The organism is Thalassovita mediterranea (assembly GCA_019448215.1).
Classification (GTDB): domain Bacteria; phylum Pseudomonadota; class Alphaproteobacteria; order Caulobacterales; family Hyphomonadaceae; genus Henriciella.
Genome location: CP080408.1, coordinates 1,099,164 through 1,116,938, shown reverse-complemented (window position 1 = coordinate 1,116,938; position 17,775 = coordinate 1,099,164). Strand labels below are relative to the sequence as shown.

Below are 17,775 nucleotides of genomic sequence, written 5' to 3'. Positions count from 1 at the left end.
TCGCTGGTTTGGCGGGTCAGTGCAGACCCTGCCAGCGACCGGTTAAGACAACGCAAATTTCCGTTAACCGGCCTGCGGCGTTTCCGTCGCGCTCATCTGGCCGCCGCGAAGGACTTCGAGGGCACGGTCGAGCTGATAGTCTTCGCCTTCATAGTCCTCAGGAGGTTGCTCCTTTGGAAGGTGCGGAATTTCACGCTCGGCGCCGTCCTCATTGGTCAGCGCATTCGGCAGGTCGGCTTCGGAGAAGCGGCGGATACGGGCCAGTTCTTCCTCGGAGACGCGGGCCTGCGCGACTTCCATGTCAGGCACGATACCGGTGGCCTGGATGGACCGTCCGGACGGGGTGTAATAGCGCGAGGTGGTGAGGCGGATTGCGCCGCGATCACTGCCAAGCGGAATGACGGTCTGAACCGAGCCCTTGCCAAAGCTGGTCATGCCGAGAACGGTGGCGCGTCCACGGTCTTGAAGGGCGCCAGCGACGATTTCAGAGGCGGATGCGGTGCCATTATTGATCAGCACAACAATCGGCACGTTCTGGAAAACTTCACCGGAGCGGGCATTGTAGCGGGCAATGTCGCTTGGCCGACGGCCAATGGTCGACACGACTTCGCCGCCCGACAGGAACTTGTCGGAGACAGAGATCGCCTGATCGAGCAGGCCGCCGCCATTGTTGCGCAGGTCGAGAATGATGCCAGCCGGGCGGTTGCCAAGCTCATCGGACACGCCCTCGAACGCATCTTCGAGAAGATCGGTCGTGCGCTCATTGAAGGTGGAGATGCGGATATAGGCCACGTCTTCGTCAACCGTCTTCCAGTCGACGGACTTTGGACGGATGACTTCGCGCTCCATGGTGACGTCGAACGGGTCTTCGCCTTCGCGCATGACGCTGACGATGATTTCGGTGCCCGGAGGCCCGCGCATGTCTTCGACAGCGTCATCAATGTTGAGGCCGACAATAGGCTTGCCATTAATGGCTGTGAGCAGGTCGCCGCTCTGCAGGCCTGCGCGCGAGGCCGGGGAGTCGTCCATCGGCGTGATGACTTTGACGAAGCCATCTTCCATCTGAACTTCGATTCCGAGGCCGCCATATTCGCCGGAGGCCTGGACCTGCATGGCGGAGAAGTCTTCTGCCGACAGGTAAGATGAGTGCGGGTCGAGCGAGCCGAGCATGCCGTTGATTGCCGCTTCCATCGCTTCGGCTTCGTCGATTTCGGTGACGTAGTCGGCGCGGGCGCGGGCCAGCACTTCGGCAAAAAGATCAAGCTGTCGGTAGGTTTCCGCTCGGCTGCTGCTTGTGCCAGGATCTGGCCATGCGACGGCCGAGACGCCTACGGCGACCCCGCCCATTACGACACCGATTGCAGCCCCCGTCAGCATTGCTCTCATGGTCATCATCTCCTGTGGCGGCTTATCCGCCCTGCATCCAGCGTGCCGGATTCATCGGTACGCCATTCCGCCTGACTTCTAGATAGAGCTCAGGCGGCGGATTTGCACGTTCGGACATGCGTCCAACTGGCTCACCGGCGCGTACCGTCTGTCCCGGGGTACCGTAAATACGGCCCATTCCGCTCAGAACGATATGGTATCCATCACTTGTCGAAATGATCAAGAGCTTACCGTAGCTTCTGAATTCGTCGGCATACTCAATTGTGCCGTCGATCGGGGCGACGATGTCGGAACTGGCGCGCGGCTGGATGTAGAGACCCTTGGCGGTTTCACCGCCTGGAAGGTCATCGCCCCAGTTGCGTGAGACAAGGCCTGCGACCGGTTGCATGAGGCCGCCGAGCGCCTCGCGGCCGAGCGGTCTGAGATTGGCGACAGCCGGGCTGCGGGCCGGATTGCGCGGCGCGTCCGTCGTACGGCTGGGCGTTGACGTGCGCGAGGCGGCGAGCTGGATCTGGGCGCGCGGCTTGATGGCCGGAGCGCGCGGAGCCTGGCTTTCAAGCGCGGCGAGTAGGTCGCGCAGGGTCTCAGCTTCGCCGCCGATCTGGCGTACGCGGGCACGCAGGGCTTCGGCTTCACTGGAGACGTTTTCATACTGGGCGCGCTTGCGGGCGACCAGCGTTTCGATTTCGGCCTGCTTGGCCGAGAGGCGCTCTTCTGCGGCAGCGAGGCGGTCCTGCTCTTCCAGCACGGATTGCTCCAGCGATTTCAGTTCAGCGATCTCGCTTGCGAGGCGGTCGGTCTGTTCATTGATCTGCGGGGCGACCCCGCCCATCACGATGGCTGCGCGGATGGCGGCGTTCGCTTCTTTGGGCGCGGCGATGAGGGCCGGGGGGCGGTGCCTGCCTGAAATGGCGAGGTTGGCCATGATCTCTTCGAGATTGTCCGTGCTCTCGACGAGCGCATCGCGGGCCGAACCGAGACGCGTGCGAAGATCGATCAACTTGATCTCGGAGGCGGCGGCCTGCTCCTCGCGCCGGCGGCTCTCCAGCGCGGCGGAAATGAGCTGGCGTTCAAGGCTGGTGACGTCCTGTCCGCTTTCGGACTCGGCCTTCTCCAGGGCTTCAAGCTGGCGGATGGCGGACTGGCGCTGGGCCTCAAGGGCGCTCAGCTCCTCGCGGCTATACTCACGCGGTGCGGCGGCCAGGAGAAGACCGGCGAGCGGTATAAAGGCAAGGCGGATGAGAGAAGGGCGCATGTCGACACAGGCATGCCACGGCGAGCGTCACCGTATCCTTAACGAAACGCGCTTTGCGGGTAAGGATTGCAGCGCGCTTCTGCCTATTCGGGTGCGGGGGTCTCAGTGAAGGCGTCGATGTCCTCCATCCACTGTAGCCGCTGGTCCATCGGCAGGTCGCAGTCCGCTCCAAGCTGGCGCACCAGAACCCGATCAGCCCATTGGTTAAAGGCGAAGGCATATTCGCCATCTGCCGCGAAGGCGGCTATCAGGCCCCGATGTGAGGACGCGGCGAACACGCGGAGGAGGTAGAGCGCTTCTTCAGAGGCATCGCATTCGGGCGGGATAATACCTTCCGGATAGGGGGCATCCGGCGCAATCAGGGCGATGGTGACAGCGCTGGTCGCGCGGGTGTCCGGATTGACGAAATCCACAGGGGCGAAGCCATAGAGGCCATCTGCCTCAGCGCGGAGGACGGCGGATGAACGGTAAACGCCAGAAACCGGAAGCGGTACGCGGCGTTCCTCGACGGCTACGGCTGGCAGCGAGAAGCTTCCATCGGCATTGCTGATCGTTATGCCCTCAGTGGCGACAGGGGCGATGCGGGCGCCTTCGACAGGTGTGTTCGTTTCCAGCGTCACGACGCGGCCAACTGTGTCAGGAACAATCGTGCGGCTGGTGGTCTGGCAGGCGGCGAGGCCTGCGGGGAGAAGAGCGAGGGCGAGAGCAGGCAGGAGGTTTCTCAAGGCCGCCTCCCTCTAATCCATTGGCTGGAAGACGACCGACTGGACGTAGATGGCGCGTTGTTTTTCAGGCGCGACCGGGCGGATGCCGAGATAGTCATAGCCAGCATCGGTGCCCTCTGCGCGCGGCGGCGGGGTCCAGACGAAGGACTGGTCGGTAAATTCGCGCGTGACGGTGAAGGTCTGCCAGCCGGACTCGATCGCTGCGCCAATCGAATAATTGACGCGCATCTGTTCAGCGCCAAAGCGGTCAGCGGCGCGGGCGCGGACGGTGACCTGTATTTCGCGGCCTGCGAAGACGGTCTCAAGGTCACGGTCTAGGACGAAATGGGGGCCACGCAGTGGATCATCTGCGAGTGCGCCGGCTTCAACCTCGATACGCAGGGCTGGCTGGCCGTCCACACGTTCGACCGAGATATCGACATCACCGCCCGCAACGAAGCGGTTGAGCTGTGCGCCGCTGACCTCAATCCGGCGATAGTCTGTATTGCCGCCGCTGACAGGACCGGTTGGCACAGCATTCATGCCGGGGAGGACTGCAATCGCGACCATGAGAATGGCGACGAGCAGGGCGCTCGGGAAGAAAATACGGTCAGTCATTGTAAGGCTAGGGTATCCCGGCTGCGGCTTCGGACTTTTATGGTGTCTAGACGCTGGAAAACATCTTGGCCAGTTGATAGCAAGCAGGCACCAAACTTGCGAAGCGATGGCCTGGTCCGCACGGAGCTTTATCTGATGACATCTACCGCATTGAGCCGGCGCGCACGTGAAGCGCGAGACTGGATGCTGGACAGCTGCTTCCCGCTCTGGAGCCGCGAAGGCGTGCTTCCCAATAATCTTTTCCGTGAAAAGCTCGATATCACGCACCGCCCACTGGAGACTGACAGGATGCGCGTGCGGGTACAGGCACGCCAGACCTACATGTTCGCCGCCGCCAAGCGCCTTGGATGGGACGCCGACCGGGCCGACCGGCTGATCGGCTATGGCGTCGATGCTCTGTCAGGCCCAAGCGTGCGCGCCGATGGCCTGATCGGCCGGTGCATTAGTGCGGACGGGGCGGGCCTCATCGACGAGACAGCAGACCTCTATGACACCGCCTTTGTGCTGTTCGCCTATGCCCATGCCGCGATGCAGGGGCATGAGAGCGCGGCGGCGCATGCCCGCCAGCTGATCGCCAATGTCGAGGCAAAGCTCGAAGATGTGGCGCATGGCGGCTATGCCGAGAGCCTGCCAAAGGGCGACCGTCGCCTGCAGAACCCGCACATGCATCTGCTCGAGGCCAATCTGGCGCTTTATGAAAGCGATAAGCGGCGCGATCATCTGGAGCGGGCGAGTGCGCTGGTGCGCCTTCTCGATGAGAAGATGCTCCATCAGGTGACAGGGACGCTGGGTGAGACATTCGGGCCCGACTGGTCTGAAGAGCGCGACCCGGCGCTTCGCTTCATCGAGCCCGGACACCAGTTTGAATGGGTGTGGCTGCTGAAGTCGCATGCGGATGCGGCGCACACAGATCTCAACCCGGCCATGAGCAAGCTCTATGACATCGGCCTGCGGACGCTGGACGCTGAAGGTCGCGTCTTCGCCAAGGCGACGCGGGAGGGTCAGATCGTTGATGGATCGCGGCGCACCTGGATGCAGACAGAGGCGCTCAAGGCACATCTGGCGATGATGGAGCTTGGCGCGGACGAGCACTGCGAGGCACGCGCGGTGGAGTGTTTCGACGTCCTCATAGATGAATATCTGACGCCAGAAGGCGGATGGATCGACTGCTACCATGCCGATGGTCAGGTCGGCGCCGACGATATGCCAGCCTCGACCGGCTATCACGTTGTGCTTGCCTTCTGCGAGCTGTTGCGTGTGACCGGGGTCTGAGCTTAAACCCCGCAGGACAAACAGAACGCAGCGCGCAGCCAGGAGACGCATCATGCCTAAACTCGCCCTCGTCCGGCATGGCCAGAGCCAGTGGAATCTGGAGAACCGCTTCACAGGCTGGTGGGATGCCGACCTCACGGCCAAGGGCGAAGCCGAGGCCAAGCATGCCGGTAGTCTCCTGAAGGATGCAGGCTTTGCGCCGACGCAAGGGTTCACCAGCCTTCAGACCCGCGCCATCCGCACGCTCTGGATCGCGCTGACCGAGATGGACCGTGTCTGGCTGCCGGTGGAAAAGCACTGGCGCCTCAATGAGCGCCACTATGGCGGGCTGACGGGCCTCGACAAGAAAGAGACCGCCGAGAAGCATGGCGAGGATCAGGTCCATGTCTGGCGCCGCTCCTATGACGTGCCGCCGCCGCCGATGGAAGAAGGCAGCGCCTATGACATGTCCAAGGACCCGCGCTATCACGGCATCGATATTCCGGCGACGGAAAGCCTCAAGCTGACGCTTGAGCGCGTGCTGCCTTACTGGCACGAGACGATCGCGGCGCGCCTTCGCAATGGCGCGGACATCGTGATCGCGGCGCACGGCAATTCTCTGCGTGCGCTGGTGAAGCATCTATTCCAGGTCGAGGATGACAAGATTACCGGTGTCGAGATCCCGACGGGTAACCCGCTCCTCATCGAGCTGGGCGACGGCCTGCAGCCGACTGCGGCGCGTTACCTTGATGGATCGCGCGCGACCGATCTGCCAGCGCTTCCCTGATCGATGCATCAGCGCGATGAAGATGCAATGCGCCGGGCAATCGAGATTGCCCGCGCCCAGCATGGCCGGACAGGGGCCAACCCGTCGGTCGGCTGCGTCCTGATGAGCGCCGATGGACGCCGTCTATCCGAGGGCGCGACAGGCGATGGCGGCCGGCCCCATGCCGAGCAGCTGGCGCTGACCCTGTTTGAAGGCAAGCTGCCGCCCGGCACGATTGCCTATGTCACGCTGGAGCCCTGCCGTGAGCGCTCTACCGGTGAGGCGTCCTGCTCAAGCCGGCTGATCGAGGCGGGGGTGGCCCGCGTGGTCGTGTCTGTCATGGACCGCCATCCCAAAGGGGCTGGCGGCAAGGCCGCAATTGAAGCGGCCGGGATCGAGATCGAGACCGGGCTTCTGGAAGAAGAAGCAGCATTTCTTTATGACGACTTCTTCGCGTCGCTCGGTTAGTTTTGGCGGAGCATTTTGAACTCAACCATCCGAAAATGCCTGCGCAGGCAGGCATCCAGAGCGCTACGTTAGCTATTCCAAATGAAAAGCTAAGGCCGTCCGTGGACACCTGCCTTCGCAGGTGTCTGCGGTTGTCTGGGCTTTGGACCGGACAGTTCCGCGATTTATAGGCTGCGCTGCCAGAAAAGTGCGCATTCAACCGCCATGGGCCCCAGCTTTCGCCGCGGAGGCGGGGACGGCTATTGATCCTTGGCCCGCGGATCGTTCCATTCGGCAGCGATGCCGGGTTTGCCGCGCCGGACCAGCCAGAACATGCCGATCAGGTCAGCGATGCCTGCGCCGAGGCGTCCGAGAAAGCCGTATTTGGAGCTGCCATGCCAGCGGCGGCGATCGTTGACGAGTTCCTCGCGCACCTCCCAGCCTGCACGCTTGAACAGCGCTGGCAGGAAACGGTGCATGGAGGCGAAATAGGGAAGTTCCCTGAAAGCGTCGGTGCGCATCAGCTTCCAGCCGCAGCCGGTGTCAGTCGCATCGTCACGCAGCAGGAAACGGCGCACGCCATTGGCGATGCGCGATTGCAGCCATTTGAAGCCGCTATCATTTCGGCTGTTGCGCTTGCCCGCGATGAGGCCGAGCCTGCCTGTGCCGCCCGGCGCGACGATAGCGTCCCAGAGGCGGCGGGTGTCCGCGATATCGTTCTGGCCGTCGCCGTCGAGCAGCTGCGTCCAGCGGCCTGATACTTCCCGCAGGCCCGTCATCAGCGCAGCCGACTTGCCCGCGCGCTGAACATGGGTGCGGACGATAATCCGGTCGGGCATTGTGAGGCGGGCGGCTTCAAGCTCTTCGCCGGTCGTGTCGTCAGAGCAGTCATTCACGCAGACGATTTCATAATCGATGCCATCAAGCGCGCCCTTGATCTCTTCGATGAGCGGCGCGGCGTTTCCAGCTTCGTTGTAGAATGGAATGAGGACGCTGAGGTCTTTCCGGGGCGTCACTGACCCGCCTCAATGCGTTCGGTCAGCGCGCGAATGCGGGCGGCGGCATCGCCAATGGCGGCGGCAGCCCTGTCAGAACCGCCGGACGTGGCGAGGTTTCGCTGGGCGTCGTCAAGTTCATCGAGAAGGGCGAGCGCGGCGATCAGGAGGAGTTTTTCTTCGCCCATATCCCCGAGCGCGTCAGCAATCTGGGTCACGCGGGTGTCGAGGTCGCTGGCAAGATCGACAAGCCTTGCTTCCTGGCCGGGGGCGCAGGCGATGGAGTATTGCTTGCCACGAACGACGATATCAGCCTTAGCCATCACGTATCCTGTTCACGTTTGAGGGCAGCGCGGACTTCCTCGATCGCTGAGCCGAGCGCAGCGGAAGCCTCGTCTGCCAGAGCCTGAAGTTCCTTCTGACGGGCGATGGACTGGTCCAGCTCTTCGGCAAGACGCGCGCGATCGGCAATCATGGCCGAGAGTTCGCGCCGGGCAACCGCCGGGTCGCCCGCCTTCTCGAAAAGGCCTTCGAGCGCCTCTTCAAGGTGCGTGAGCGCGTTTTCGAGCTCTTGCGTTGCCGAATTGAATTTATCCATCACGAATCCGATAGCAGGATGCAGCCCCAACTGCCAAGCTGGTTGACAGCCAAGCCGGGCAGCGTCCAAAGCGAAGCGAAACGGAACAGGGTGACTTATGGCGGTTGAACACAAGGATATGGCGAATGCCATTCGTGCGCTCTCCATGGATGCTGTGGAGCAGGCAAAGTCTGGACATGTGGGTCTTCCCCTCGGGATGGCAGATGTCGCGACGGTCCTCTGGACGCGCTATCTGAAGCATGACCCCGCTGATCCGTACTGGCCGGACCGCGACCGTTTCGTCCTGTCGGCGGGCCACGGCTCCATGCTGATCTACTCGCTGCTTCACCTGACGGGCTATGACAGTGTCAGCCGCGATGACATCCGCAATTTCCGCCAGCTGGGCGCGAAGACGCCGGGCCATCCGGAGAACTTTGTGACGCCGGGCGTCGAGACGACCACCGGCCCGCTGGGTCAGGGCATCGCGACCGCTGTCGGCATGGCGATGGCCGAGCGTCACCTGAATGCGCGCTTTGGCGATGAGCTGGTCGATCACAAGACCTGGGTCGTTGCGGGCGATGGCTGTCTCATGGAAGGCGTCAGCCAGGAAGCGATCACTCTGGCCGGGCACATGAAGCTGAACAAGCTGATCGTGCTGTTCGACGATAATGCGGTCACGATTGATGGTGGCACCGACCTTTCCGACTCGACCGATCAGTGCGCACGCTTTGAAGCGGCAGGCTGGGTCACCAAGCGGATCGACGGTCACAACACCGAAGAGATCCATGAGGCCCTCAGCTGGGCGCAGGATCAGGACAAGCCAGTCATGATCGCCTGCCGGACGATCATCGGCTATGGCGCGCCGACGATTGCGGGCACGGGCAAGGCCCATGGCGGCCCATACGGCGCCGAAGAGATTGCGGGCATCCGCAAGAATATTGGCTGGGACCATGAGCCATTCGTGGTGCCGGATGACATTGCCGATGCGTGGAAGCGCGAAGGCAGCCATTCGGCCAGCCAGCATGGCGAATGGAAAAAGCGCCATGAAGGCTCTGCCCACAAGGCCGCGTTCGATGCAGCGATGCGCGGTGATCTCGGCGACATCGAAGCGGTCGTCCGCGCGCACAAGCAGGACGTCGTCGATGGCGACAAGGATGATGCGACCCGCAAATGGTCCGGCGCCGTGCTGGAGAAGCTGGCCGTGTCGATCCCTGAAATGGTTGGCGGTTCTGCTGATCTTTCCGGCTCGAACAATACCAAGGCCAAGTGCCAGGAGCCGATGACGCCGGACAACTGGGCTGGGCGTTATGTCCACTATGGCGTGCGCGAGCATGGCATGGCGGCGGCGATGAACGGCATGGCGCTGCACAAGGGCATTATCCCTTATTCCGGCACCTTCCTTGTCTTTGCAGACTATTCGCGCGCGGCGATCCGCCTAGGCGCGCTGATGGGCGAGCGGGTCATCCATGTGATGACGCACGACTCCATCGGTCTTGGCGAAGACGGGCCGACCCATCAGCCGGTCGAACATGTCGCCAGCCTCCGGGCGATGCCGAACATGCATGTCTTCCGTCCGGCAGATGGCGTCGAGACGGCTGAGTGCTGGGAACTGGCGCTCAAGAAGACAGACGGCCCGTCGACCATCGCTCTGACCCGTCAGACGGTGGCGAGTGTGCGCAAGGCGCATACGGATGAGAACCTCTCGGCCAAGGGCGGCTATGTCCTCTCTTCCGGTGAGGGCAATGAGCAGGTCGTGCTGATCGCCACCGGTTCCGAGGTCGAGATCGCTGTCGCGGCGCAGGAAATGCTGCGCTCGAGCGGTATCAGCGCCCGCGTCGTGTCGATGCCGTGTGTGGAGCTCTTCGCAGAACAGACCCCGGCCTATCAGGAAGAGACGCTGGGCAAGGATCTGCCACGTATCGTTGTCGAAGCTGGCGTCCGCTTTGGCTGGGACCGCTGGATTGGTCTTCGCGGCGGCTTCGTTGGCATGGACAGCTTTGGGGCGAGCGCGCCGTATCAGGACCTCTATGAACGTTTCGGCATTACGCCGGACGCTGTCGCAGAGATGGCGCACGCGCTGGTCAACTGATCGCGCGCCAAGGCTGGAGGCGGCACCAGAATTCATCTAGACCGTCCCCAGCTTGGGTTGAGGGAGGCCGCTGATGGACTGGAACCTGCTATATGTGCTGATCAATGCCGTGGTGGTGCCAGCCTGGCTTCTGCTGCTGTTTGCGCCGCGTTGGCGTACGACTGCGCTGGTCGTGCATTCGGGCATCTATCCGCTGGCCTATGGCGCGCTCTATACGGTCTGCCTTCTTGCCTCGATGTTCTTTGGCCAGTCGGCCGAGGGCGCCGGAATGGAGTCCATTGCAGCGATCTCGACACTGTTCGACCATCCGAACGGGGTGATCGTCGGCTGGACGCATTACCTTGTCTTCGACCTGTTCGTGGGCGCCTGGATCGGGCGCGATGCACCGCGCCGGAACATCCCGCATGTGATTGCCGCGCCCTGCATGATTGCGAGCTTCCTGTTCGGGCCGGTTGGCCTGCTTGCCTATATGGTCGTGCGCCTGCTGCGGGGTCAGGGCATCAGCCTGTTTGAAACCGAAGCGGGCGGGGCAGAGCCTCGCGGCTAGTCGATTCGACGGGTGGCAGCGCGTGTTTGCCGAGTGTGAGATAAGGGTCAATCTACACCCCGCTTTGGGGCTTCAGATCCGCTGACGAGGCGTAAAGAGCCGTTTTTCCTGCATTTCTGTGCGTCAGATCGACGGTTCTGGGCTGTGTCATGCTGGACGCCGCCGATGGAGACAGCTAAACCCCGGCGTCAAGAGTTATGGGCTTTCAGCCTTTGAGTTTTACCGGAATGGAGAAGACAATATGGCAGTTCGTGTAGCCATCAACGGATTTGGCCGGATTGGCCGGAATGTACTGCGTTCGATCCTCGAGCATGGACGTGACGATATCGAGATCGTCTCGATCAACGACCTCGGTCCTGTCGAGACCAATGCGCACCTTCTGAAATACGACTCCATTCACGGCACGCTGCCGATGGACGTCTCTGTCGATGGCGACACGATCAAGGTTGGCGGCCAGTCCTTCAAGGTGACGGCGATCCGCGACCCGAAAGACCTGCCGCACAAGGAAAATGGCGTCGATATCGCCATGGAATGTACGGGCATCTTCACCGCCAAGGAGAAGGCTGCCCTTCACCTTGAAGCCGGTGCAAAGCGCGTGCTCGTTTCGGCGCCTGCGACCGGTGCCGACAAGACCATCGTGTACGGCGTCAACCATGACACGCTGACGAAGGACGACCTCATCGTCTCCAACGCATCGTGCACGACTAACTGCCTGTCACCTGTCGCAAAAGTGCTGAACGACACGATCGGTATCGACAAGGGGATCATGACCACGATTCATTCCTATACCGGTGACCAGCCGACGCTGGATGCGATGCACAAGGACCTCTATCGCGGCCGCGCGGCTGCGATGTCGATGATCCCGACCTCAACCGGCGCTGCCAAGGCTGTCGGCCTCGTCCTGCCGGAACTGAACGGCAAGCTCGACGGCTTCGCGATGCGCGTGCCGACCCCGAACGTCTCGGTCGTTGACCTGAAGTTCCTCGCCAAGCGCGACACGACCGTCGAAGAGATCAATGACGCGATCCGCAAGGCTGCTGACGGCCCGCTGAAAGGCGTTCTTGGCTATACCGATGCGCCAAACGTCTCGATCGACTTCAACCACAACCCGCACTCGTCTGTTTTCCACATGGACCAGACCAAGGTTATGGACGGAAACCTCGTTTCCGTGTTGTCCTGGTACGACAATGAATGGGGTTTCTCCACGCGCATGAGCGATACCGCCATCGCGATGTCGAAATTCCTCTAGTCTAGCTACCAGACAAGGAGCGTCCCCATGTCCGACTTCAGACGGATCGAGGATGTCGAGGATCTTGCCCTGAAAACGGCGCTTGTCCGCGTCGATTTCAATGTGCCGGTCAACGATGCCGGTGAGGTGACTGACGATACGCGGCTGCGCGCAGCCCTGCCGACCGTACAGTACCTCATGAACAAGGGGGCGAAGGTCGCGCTGCTGGCGCACTTTGGCCGTCCGAAGGGCGAGGTGAAGCCTGAGCTGAGCCTCAAGCCTGTTGCCGAAGCCTTCGGGGGCGTGCTGGGCGCGCCTGTCGCGTTCGCCAGCGATTGCGTGGGTGAGGCGGCGTCCAACGCGCTTGCCTCCATTCAGCAAGGCGGTGTCGTGCTTCTGGAAAACACCCGTTTCAAGCCGGGTGAGACCAAGAATGACGACGCGCTGGCTGATGAGATGGCGAAGCTTGGCGATATCTATGTCAACGATGCCTTCTCTGCGGCGCACCGCGCACACGTCTCCACCGAGGGACTGGCGCAGCGCCTGCCGGCCTATGCGGGCAAGTCGATGGAACGTGAGCTCGATGCGCTGGAAGCTGCGCTGGGCAGCCCGGAGCGTCCTGTGCTGGCTGTTGTCGGCGGGGCGAAGGTCTCTTCCAAGATCGACCTTCTGAAGAACCTCGTCTCCAAGGTCGATGCGCTCGCCATTGGCGGCGGTATGGCGAACACTTTCCTCGCGGCACGCGGCCATTCGGTCGGCAAGTCGCTCTGTGAGCATGACCTCACCGATACGTGCCGTGAGATCGAGAAGAATGCTGCCGCGGCCGGATGCGACATCATCCTGCCGCAGGATGTCGTTGTGGCGAAGGAGTTCGCCGCGAACGCCGACCACCGCATCTGCTCGACCGGCGAAGTCGCTGACAATGAAATGATCCTTGATGCCGGGCCGCAATCGGTCGGCATTCTTGCGATCGCCATGGACGCGGCAAAGACGCTGGTCTGGAACGGTCCGCTCGGTGCATTCGAGACGACGCCGTTCGACAAGGCGACGGTCGAAGCTGCACGGGCTGCGGCAAGCCGTTGCCGCGATGGCGACCTGACTGCCGTTGCAGGCGGCGGCGATACGGTCGCTGCGCTCAACCATGCAGGCGTTGCCGACGATTTCACCTTCGTCTCGACCGCTGGCGGGGCCTTCCTGGAATGGATGGAAGGCAAGCCGCTGCCGGGCGTCGAGGCGCTCAAGACAAGCCAGAACTGACAAGATTGCACGACGGGGAAGAGGACCGCACCACATGCCGAACGCAGAGATGAGAAAACAGGCCGCCACGAAAGACGGCTTTATCGCAGCACTGGACCAGTCGGGCGGCTCCACGCCGAAGGCGCTGCGTCTCTATGGCGTCGAAGAAAGCGCCTACACCAATGATGACGAGATGTTCGCGCTCGTCCACGACATGCGTGCCCGCATCATCACCGCACCAGCGTTCAATGGCGACAAGGTGATGGGTGCCATCCTCTTCGAAAAGACGATGGACGGCGAGATTGAAGGCAAGCCAACGGCCCAGTATCTCTGGGAAGACTGCAGCGTCGTACCATTCCTGAAGGTCGACAAGGGCCTCGCCGATGAGAAAGACGGCGTGCAGGTCATGAAGCCGATGCCGGGTCTCGACGAGCTTCTGAAACGCGCCGTGAACAAGGGCATCTTCGGCACCAAGATGCGTTCTGTCATCAATGCCGCGAACCGTGACGGCATCGCCGCCGTCGTGCAGCAGCAGTTCGAAGTCGGCAAGCAGATCCTCGGCCACGGTCTCGTGCCAATCATCGAGCCGGAAGTGACGATCACAATCGCTGACAAGGCAGAAGCCGAGCAGATCCTGCTCGAAGAGATCACCAAGGAGCTCGACAAGCTGCCAGAGGGTGAGGAAGTCATGCTGAAGCTGACGCTTCCGGAAGAGACCAACCTCTACAAGCCGCTGGTCGACCACCCGAAAGTCATGCGCGTTGTCGCACTGTCGGGCGGCTATTCCCGCGAAGAGGCATGTGAGCGCCTGTCGAAGAATACCGGCATGATCGCAAGCTTCTCGCGTGCGCTCACCGAAGGCCTGTCAATTGCGCAGTCGGACGACGACTTCAATGCGAAGCTCGGCGACTCCATCGACAATATCTGTGAGGCCTCGCGCGCCGGCTAGGCGGCGGACGCTATCTGAATTGAAAGGCGCTACCGCGAGGTGGCGCCTTTTTTGTGCCGGGGATAGGATGGACCATGCTTGAGATGCGCCCCAATTGCGAGACCTGCGACAGGGACCTGCCCGCTGATGAGGCTGGCGCGGTGATCTGCTCATTCGAGTGCACCTTCTGCGAGGATTGCGCCGCTACGGTCCACCATAATGTCTGCCCTAATTGCGGAGGCGACTTCTCCCGGCGCCCATTGCGAACAGGCGCATCGCTCGAGAAGTTTCCGGCGAGTACAAAACGCGTGCTGAAACGAAATTAGGCTTGCCTTCCGTGGGGCCAGGGCCGGTCCATTGTGCACAACACAATTAATGGAGGCCGCCGCACATGCTCATCGTCTACGAACACCCGCTCTCGCCCTATGCGCAGAAGGTCAAAATCTCCCTGCGTGAAAAAGGGATCGAGTTCGAAACGCGTCTGCCTGCCGGGATCGGGACAGGCTCTACTCCTGACGATTTCATGAAGGGCAATCCACGCGGCGAGGTGCCCTTCCTGCGCGACGGCGATGCGGCAATCTTCGATTCCACCATCATTCTCGAATATATCGAGGACAAGTGGCCGACCCCGCCCATGCTGCCGAAGTTGCCGCTGGAGCGGGCCCGCGTCCGCCTCATCGAGGATGTGATGGACTGCCACTATGAGCCGATCAATTGGGGCCTTGGTGAGCTCAACAATTTCAAGCGGGCGACGGGTGAGTTGAAAGACCGGATCATGGCGCGCGCGGGCGAGCAGATCGCCGGGCTTCATGCCTGGCTGGAGCGGGAGCTGGGCGAGCGCGAGTGGTTCAATGGCGACAATTTCGGCTGGGGCGACCTTTCTGTCGTGCCTTATATCAACGGATCTGCCGGCTCAGGCTTCAGCCCGCCAAAGGGCAGCAAGCTCGAAGCCTGGCACAAGCGGGCCATGGGCCGCTCAAGCGTCTCGACATCGGCGCAGGAAGCAGTCGACAGCATTTCCGGCATGCAGGATGTCAGCGGCGCGGTCGAAGCGGGGCTGTTCAAACGTGAATACCGGGACCACCGTCTGGAATGGATGATCAAGTCGGGCGGCCTCGATGTCGTCCTGAAGGGGCTGGAGAAGGACAATATCCGTTTTACGCCTGACTTTAGCTAGGTCGGCTGCAGCCTGGCAGGCTTTGCGCGGGGAAGCGAAGGCGCTACCTAGGCGGCCATGACCGATATCAAACGCGAGCGCACGCGCCTTTACCTCATCACGCCGTCCAGTGTTCCGGACGTGGACGCCTTCGTGAAAACGTTTGAGGGCGCACTGGAGGGCGGCGATATCGCCTGCCTGCAGGTGCGGATCAAGCCGGACGGCATGGTGGATGAAGCCGCTACTGAAGCCTTGGCCCGCGCGCTGCTGCCGGTGTGCCGCGCCAATGACGTCGCGCTGATCATCAATGACAGTGTCGATGTCTGCGCACGGGTCGGCGCGGACGGGGTGCATCTGGGACATCTCGACATGCAGGTGAAAGAGGCACGCAAGCGGCTCGGCAAGCAGCCGATCATTGGCGCGACGGCCAAGGACTCGCGCCATGTCGCCATGGAAGCAGGCGAGCAGGGCGCCGACTATGTCGCCTTCGGGGCCTTCTTCCCGAGCGAGACCAAGGCCGACACGGTGCCTGCGGATACCGATCTTCTGACCTGGTGGCAGGCCGTGATGGAATTGCCCTGCGTCGCGATTGGCGGGATCACGCCGGAACGAGCGAAAGCGCTGTCACTGGCGGGCGCTGACTTTCTGGCTGTGAGCGCAGGCGTTTGGGCGCATCCGGACGGGCCAGCCGCGGCGGTGCGGGCGTTCAATGCCGCACTGGATGAGGCGGCTGCCGAGTTTTAGGGCTGGGGGCGCGAGGCGCTCTATCCTTCGACTTTACTCTTCGTGCGACTTGTCGAGGCGGAGGACGGCCAGAACGGCTTCAGTGAACACGCGCAACATCAGGAGCTGAACAATGACGACCACCGGGGTCTTCAGGATGCCCCAGAGGGCCATGCCAAAGTTCTCACCGAAATAGGTGAGATAGAAGACAAGCGTCTCCACACCGCGCCACAGGATGAAGATGATGAACAGGTAGAAGAGCAGGCGGGTGAGCAGCTCACCCAGCGGCTTTTCAAAGCTCAGGAAATTCGACAACCAGTTCATGAGAGACATCCGTAAGGCATGTTTGAGGCGGCGGAAACAAGCAGAGACAGGCGTTCGTGTCCAGTGGAGCGGCCCTTGTCAGCTTGACCATGGCGGCTCTCGCGGCTACCTCGCGCCCATCGTCGACTTACAGGAAATTCGCGCATGGCCAAGATCAATGGCAATGAAATCAAGCCGGGCAATGTCATCGAACACCAGGGCAGCGTCTGGCGCGCGGTCAAGACCAATGCAGTGAAGCCCGGCAAGGGCGGCGCTTTCAATCAGGTCGAACTGCGCAACCTGATCAACGGATCCAAGCTGAATGAGCGCTTCCGCTCTTCGGAGACGGTCGAAAAGATCCGTCTCGAGCAGAAAGACTATCAGTATCTCTATGATGCCGGTGAGGCGCACGCCTTCATGGATCAGGAAACCTTTGAGCAGATCGAGATCCAGAAAGATTTCATCGGCGAGCAGGAAGCTTTCCTTCAGAGCGAGATGGTCGTTGTCATCGAATTCTACGAAGACAAGCCGATCGGCATTTCGCTGCCGGATCAGGTCATCCTGACGATTGAAGAGACCGAGCCGGTCGTGAAAGGCCAGACGGCCGCCAACAGCTTCAAGCCGGCGACCTGCGAGAACGGCATCCGCGTCCTGGTCCCGCCATTCGTTGGCCAAGGCGAGCGCATCGTCGTTCAGACCGAAGACTCCACCTATCTCAGACGCGCTGACTAGACAGGCTTACTGAATGTCCAAACCCTCTCCCGTCGGAACCGTGATGATTGCCGCAGCCCGTGCTGCGGGCCGCTCGCTTGCGCGCGATTTCGGGGAAGTCGAAAACCTGCAAGTGTCCAAGAAGGGCCCTGCCGATTTCGTTTCCAATGCCGACCACCGCGCCGAGCAGATCATCTATGACAGCCTGACAAAGGCACGTCCGGGCTATGGCTTCCTGATGGAAGAGCGCGGCCTGGTCGAGGGGTCGGACAAGTCGAACCGTTTCATCGTCGATCCGCTGGATGGCACGCTGAACTTCCTGCACGGCCAGCCGCACTATGCGGTGTCGATTGGCCTGGAGCGTGAAGGCAAGCTGCTGGCAGGTGTCGTCTATGACGTCGCCAAGAATGAGATCTTCTGGGCAGAGACGGGCCGCGGGGCGTGGCTCGACCAGCGCAAGCTGATCGTCGCGGCGCGCAAGAATACCGAAGAAGCTGTCCTCGCCATGGGCTCTCCATGGGTTGGACGCGGTGCTGACGCGCACCGCCTGTTTGCCGGTGAGCTTGGTTCGCTGACGCCAGTGACGGCAGGTCTTCGCCGCAATGGCTCTGCCGCGCTGGACCTTGCCTGGGTCGCAGCGGGCCGTTTCGATGGTTTCTGGGAACGTGGCCTGAAGCCTTGGGACATCGCTGCTGGTATCGTGCTGGTGCGTGAAGCAGGCGGCTATGTCGAAGAAATCGATGGCGGCGACGTGCTGGAGACCGGCAATATCCTCGCCACCAATGAGCCTCTCATGCCAAAGCTGCGCGAGCGGCTGCGCAAGGCGAAGGCCTTCATGGGCGGCTGATCTTACCG

21 protein-coding genes are annotated in these 17,775 nt (G+C 61.9%); 13 read left to right on the top strand and 8 right to left on the bottom strand.

The genetic code is table 11. From position 1 onward, the window contains the following. Window positions 1-63: 63 nt before the first annotated feature. The 4 genes from KUV46_05465 to KUV46_05450 all read right to left on the bottom strand — a co-directional run bounded on the left by KUV46_05465 (window position 64) and on the right by KUV46_05450 (window position 3,963). A complete protein-coding gene (locus tag KUV46_05465; GenBank protein ID QYJ02354.1) occupies window positions 64-1,392 on the bottom strand; it encodes a S41 family peptidase in 1,329 nt (442 codons plus the stop codon). A gap of 16 nt (window positions 1,393-1,408) precedes the next feature. Continuing rightward, a complete protein-coding gene (locus KUV46_05460) occupies window positions 1,409-2,641 on the bottom strand; it encodes a peptidoglycan DD-metalloendopeptidase family protein (GenBank protein ID QYJ01842.1) in 1,233 nt (410 codons plus the stop codon). Between the two features lie 83 nt (window positions 2,642-2,724). After that, window positions 2,725-3,366 (bottom strand): hypothetical protein, encoded by a 642-nt coding sequence (locus KUV46_05455; protein QYJ01841.1) that lies wholly within the window; start codon window positions 3,364-3,366, stop codon window positions 2,725-2,727. Window positions 3,367-3,378: 12 nt separating this feature from the next. Continuing rightward, window positions 3,379-3,963, bottom strand: a complete 585-nt coding sequence (locus KUV46_05450) for a hypothetical protein (GenBank protein QYJ01840.1) — start codon at window positions 3,961-3,963, stop codon at window positions 3,379-3,381. Window positions 3,964-4,098: 135 nt separating this feature from the next. Between KUV46_05450 and KUV46_05445 the strand changes: the two genes are divergently transcribed. Genes KUV46_05445 through KUV46_05435 form a run of 3 tightly spaced genes read left to right on the top strand, consistent with a single transcriptional unit; the run spans window position 4,099 to window position 6,448 of the window. Beyond that, window positions 4,099-5,235, top strand: a complete 1,137-nt coding sequence (locus tag KUV46_05445) for an AGE family epimerase/isomerase (protein ID QYJ01839.1) — start codon at window positions 4,099-4,101, stop codon at window positions 5,233-5,235. Window positions 5,236-5,287: 52 nt separating this feature from the next. Next, entirely contained in the window at window positions 5,288-6,001 is a 714-nt protein-coding gene (gene gpmA / locus KUV46_05440) for a 2,3-diphosphoglycerate-dependent phosphoglycerate mutase (protein QYJ01838.1), read from the top strand. Between the two features lie 27 nt (window positions 6,002-6,028). Beyond that, the gene (locus KUV46_05435) at window positions 6,029-6,448 is read left to right on the top strand and encodes a hypothetical protein (protein ID QYJ01837.1); all 420 of its coding nucleotides are present in this window, start codon (window positions 6,029-6,031) and stop codon (window positions 6,446-6,448) included. Between the two features lie 239 nt (window positions 6,449-6,687). Here the strand turns inward: KUV46_05435 and KUV46_05430 are convergent, their stop codons facing one another. The 3 genes from KUV46_05430 to KUV46_05420 are packed head-to-tail and all read right to left on the bottom strand — an operon-like array spanning window position 6,688 to window position 8,020. Further along, on the bottom strand, window positions 6,688-7,443 hold the full coding sequence (locus KUV46_05430) for a glycosyltransferase family 2 protein (GenBank protein QYJ01836.1): 756 nt from the start codon (window positions 7,441-7,443) through the stop codon (window positions 6,688-6,690). Further along, window positions 7,440-7,745, bottom strand: a complete 306-nt coding sequence (locus KUV46_05425; protein QYJ01835.1) for a cell division protein ZapA — start codon at window positions 7,743-7,745, stop codon at window positions 7,440-7,442. The genes KUV46_05430 and KUV46_05425 overlap by 4 nt, the downstream gene beginning before the upstream one ends. Further along, on the bottom strand, window positions 7,745-8,020 hold the full coding sequence (locus KUV46_05420) for a DUF4164 domain-containing protein (protein ID QYJ01834.1): 276 nt from the start codon (window positions 8,018-8,020) through the stop codon (window positions 7,745-7,747). The genes KUV46_05425 and KUV46_05420 overlap by 1 nt, the downstream gene beginning before the upstream one ends. A 118-nt stretch (window positions 8,021-8,138) precedes the next feature. On the opposite strand from KUV46_05420, the gene tkt reads away from it, so the two are divergent. The 8 genes from tkt (at window position 8,139) to thiE (ending at window position 15,927) form a co-directional block, all read left to right on the top strand. Beyond that, the gene (tkt, locus tag KUV46_05415) at window positions 8,139-10,088 is read left to right on the top strand and encodes a transketolase (GenBank protein ID QYJ02353.1); all 1,950 of its coding nucleotides are present in this window, start codon (window positions 8,139-8,141) and stop codon (window positions 10,086-10,088) included. Between the two features lie 73 nt (window positions 10,089-10,161). Next, window positions 10,162-10,635, top strand: a complete 474-nt coding sequence (locus KUV46_05410) for a DUF4281 domain-containing protein (GenBank protein ID QYJ01833.1) — start codon at window positions 10,162-10,164, stop codon at window positions 10,633-10,635. Window positions 10,636-10,876: 241 nt separating this feature from the next. Then, the gene (gene gap / locus KUV46_05405; GenBank protein ID QYJ01832.1) at window positions 10,877-11,884 is read left to right on the top strand and encodes a type I glyceraldehyde-3-phosphate dehydrogenase; all 1,008 of its coding nucleotides are present in this window, start codon (window positions 10,877-10,879) and stop codon (window positions 11,882-11,884) included. A 27-nt stretch (window positions 11,885-11,911) separates the two neighbouring features. Further along, entirely contained in the window at window positions 11,912-13,120 is a 1,209-nt protein-coding gene (locus KUV46_05400; GenBank protein ID QYJ01831.1) for a phosphoglycerate kinase, read from the top strand. A 34-nt stretch (window positions 13,121-13,154) separates the two neighbouring features. Continuing rightward, on the top strand, window positions 13,155-14,048 hold the full coding sequence (locus tag KUV46_05395; protein QYJ01830.1) for a fructose bisphosphate aldolase: 894 nt from the start codon (window positions 13,155-13,157) through the stop codon (window positions 14,046-14,048). 74 nt (window positions 14,049-14,122) lie between these two features. Next, the gene (locus KUV46_05390; protein QYJ01829.1) at window positions 14,123-14,353 is read left to right on the top strand and encodes a DUF1272 domain-containing protein; all 231 of its coding nucleotides are present in this window, start codon (window positions 14,123-14,125) and stop codon (window positions 14,351-14,353) included. Between the two features lie 65 nt (window positions 14,354-14,418). Next, entirely contained in the window at window positions 14,419-15,204 is a 786-nt protein-coding gene (locus KUV46_05385) for a glutathione S-transferase family protein (protein QYJ01828.1), read from the top strand. A gap of 57 nt (window positions 15,205-15,261) precedes the next feature. After that, window positions 15,262-15,927, top strand: a complete 666-nt coding sequence (gene thiE, locus KUV46_05380) for a thiamine phosphate synthase (GenBank protein ID QYJ01827.1) — start codon at window positions 15,262-15,264, stop codon at window positions 15,925-15,927. Window positions 15,928-15,960: 33 nt separating this feature from the next. Here the strand turns inward: thiE and KUV46_05375 are convergent, their stop codons facing one another. After that, complete coding sequence (locus tag KUV46_05375; GenBank protein QYJ01826.1) at window positions 15,961-16,230, bottom strand: DUF4282 domain-containing protein; 270 nt, start codon at window positions 16,228-16,230, stop codon at window positions 15,961-15,963. 144 nt (window positions 16,231-16,374) lie between these two features. Between KUV46_05375 and efp the strand changes: the two genes are divergently transcribed. Both efp and KUV46_05365 read left to right on the top strand, forming a co-directional pair. After that, window positions 16,375-16,941 (top strand): elongation factor P, encoded by a 567-nt coding sequence (gene efp / locus KUV46_05370; GenBank protein ID QYJ01825.1) that lies wholly within the window; start codon window positions 16,375-16,377, stop codon window positions 16,939-16,941. Between the two features lie 13 nt (window positions 16,942-16,954). Beyond that, the gene (locus tag KUV46_05365; GenBank protein QYJ01824.1) at window positions 16,955-17,767 is read left to right on the top strand and encodes an inositol monophosphatase; all 813 of its coding nucleotides are present in this window, start codon (window positions 16,955-16,957) and stop codon (window positions 17,765-17,767) included. The last annotated feature ends 8 nt before the right edge of the window (window positions 17,768-17,775 follow it).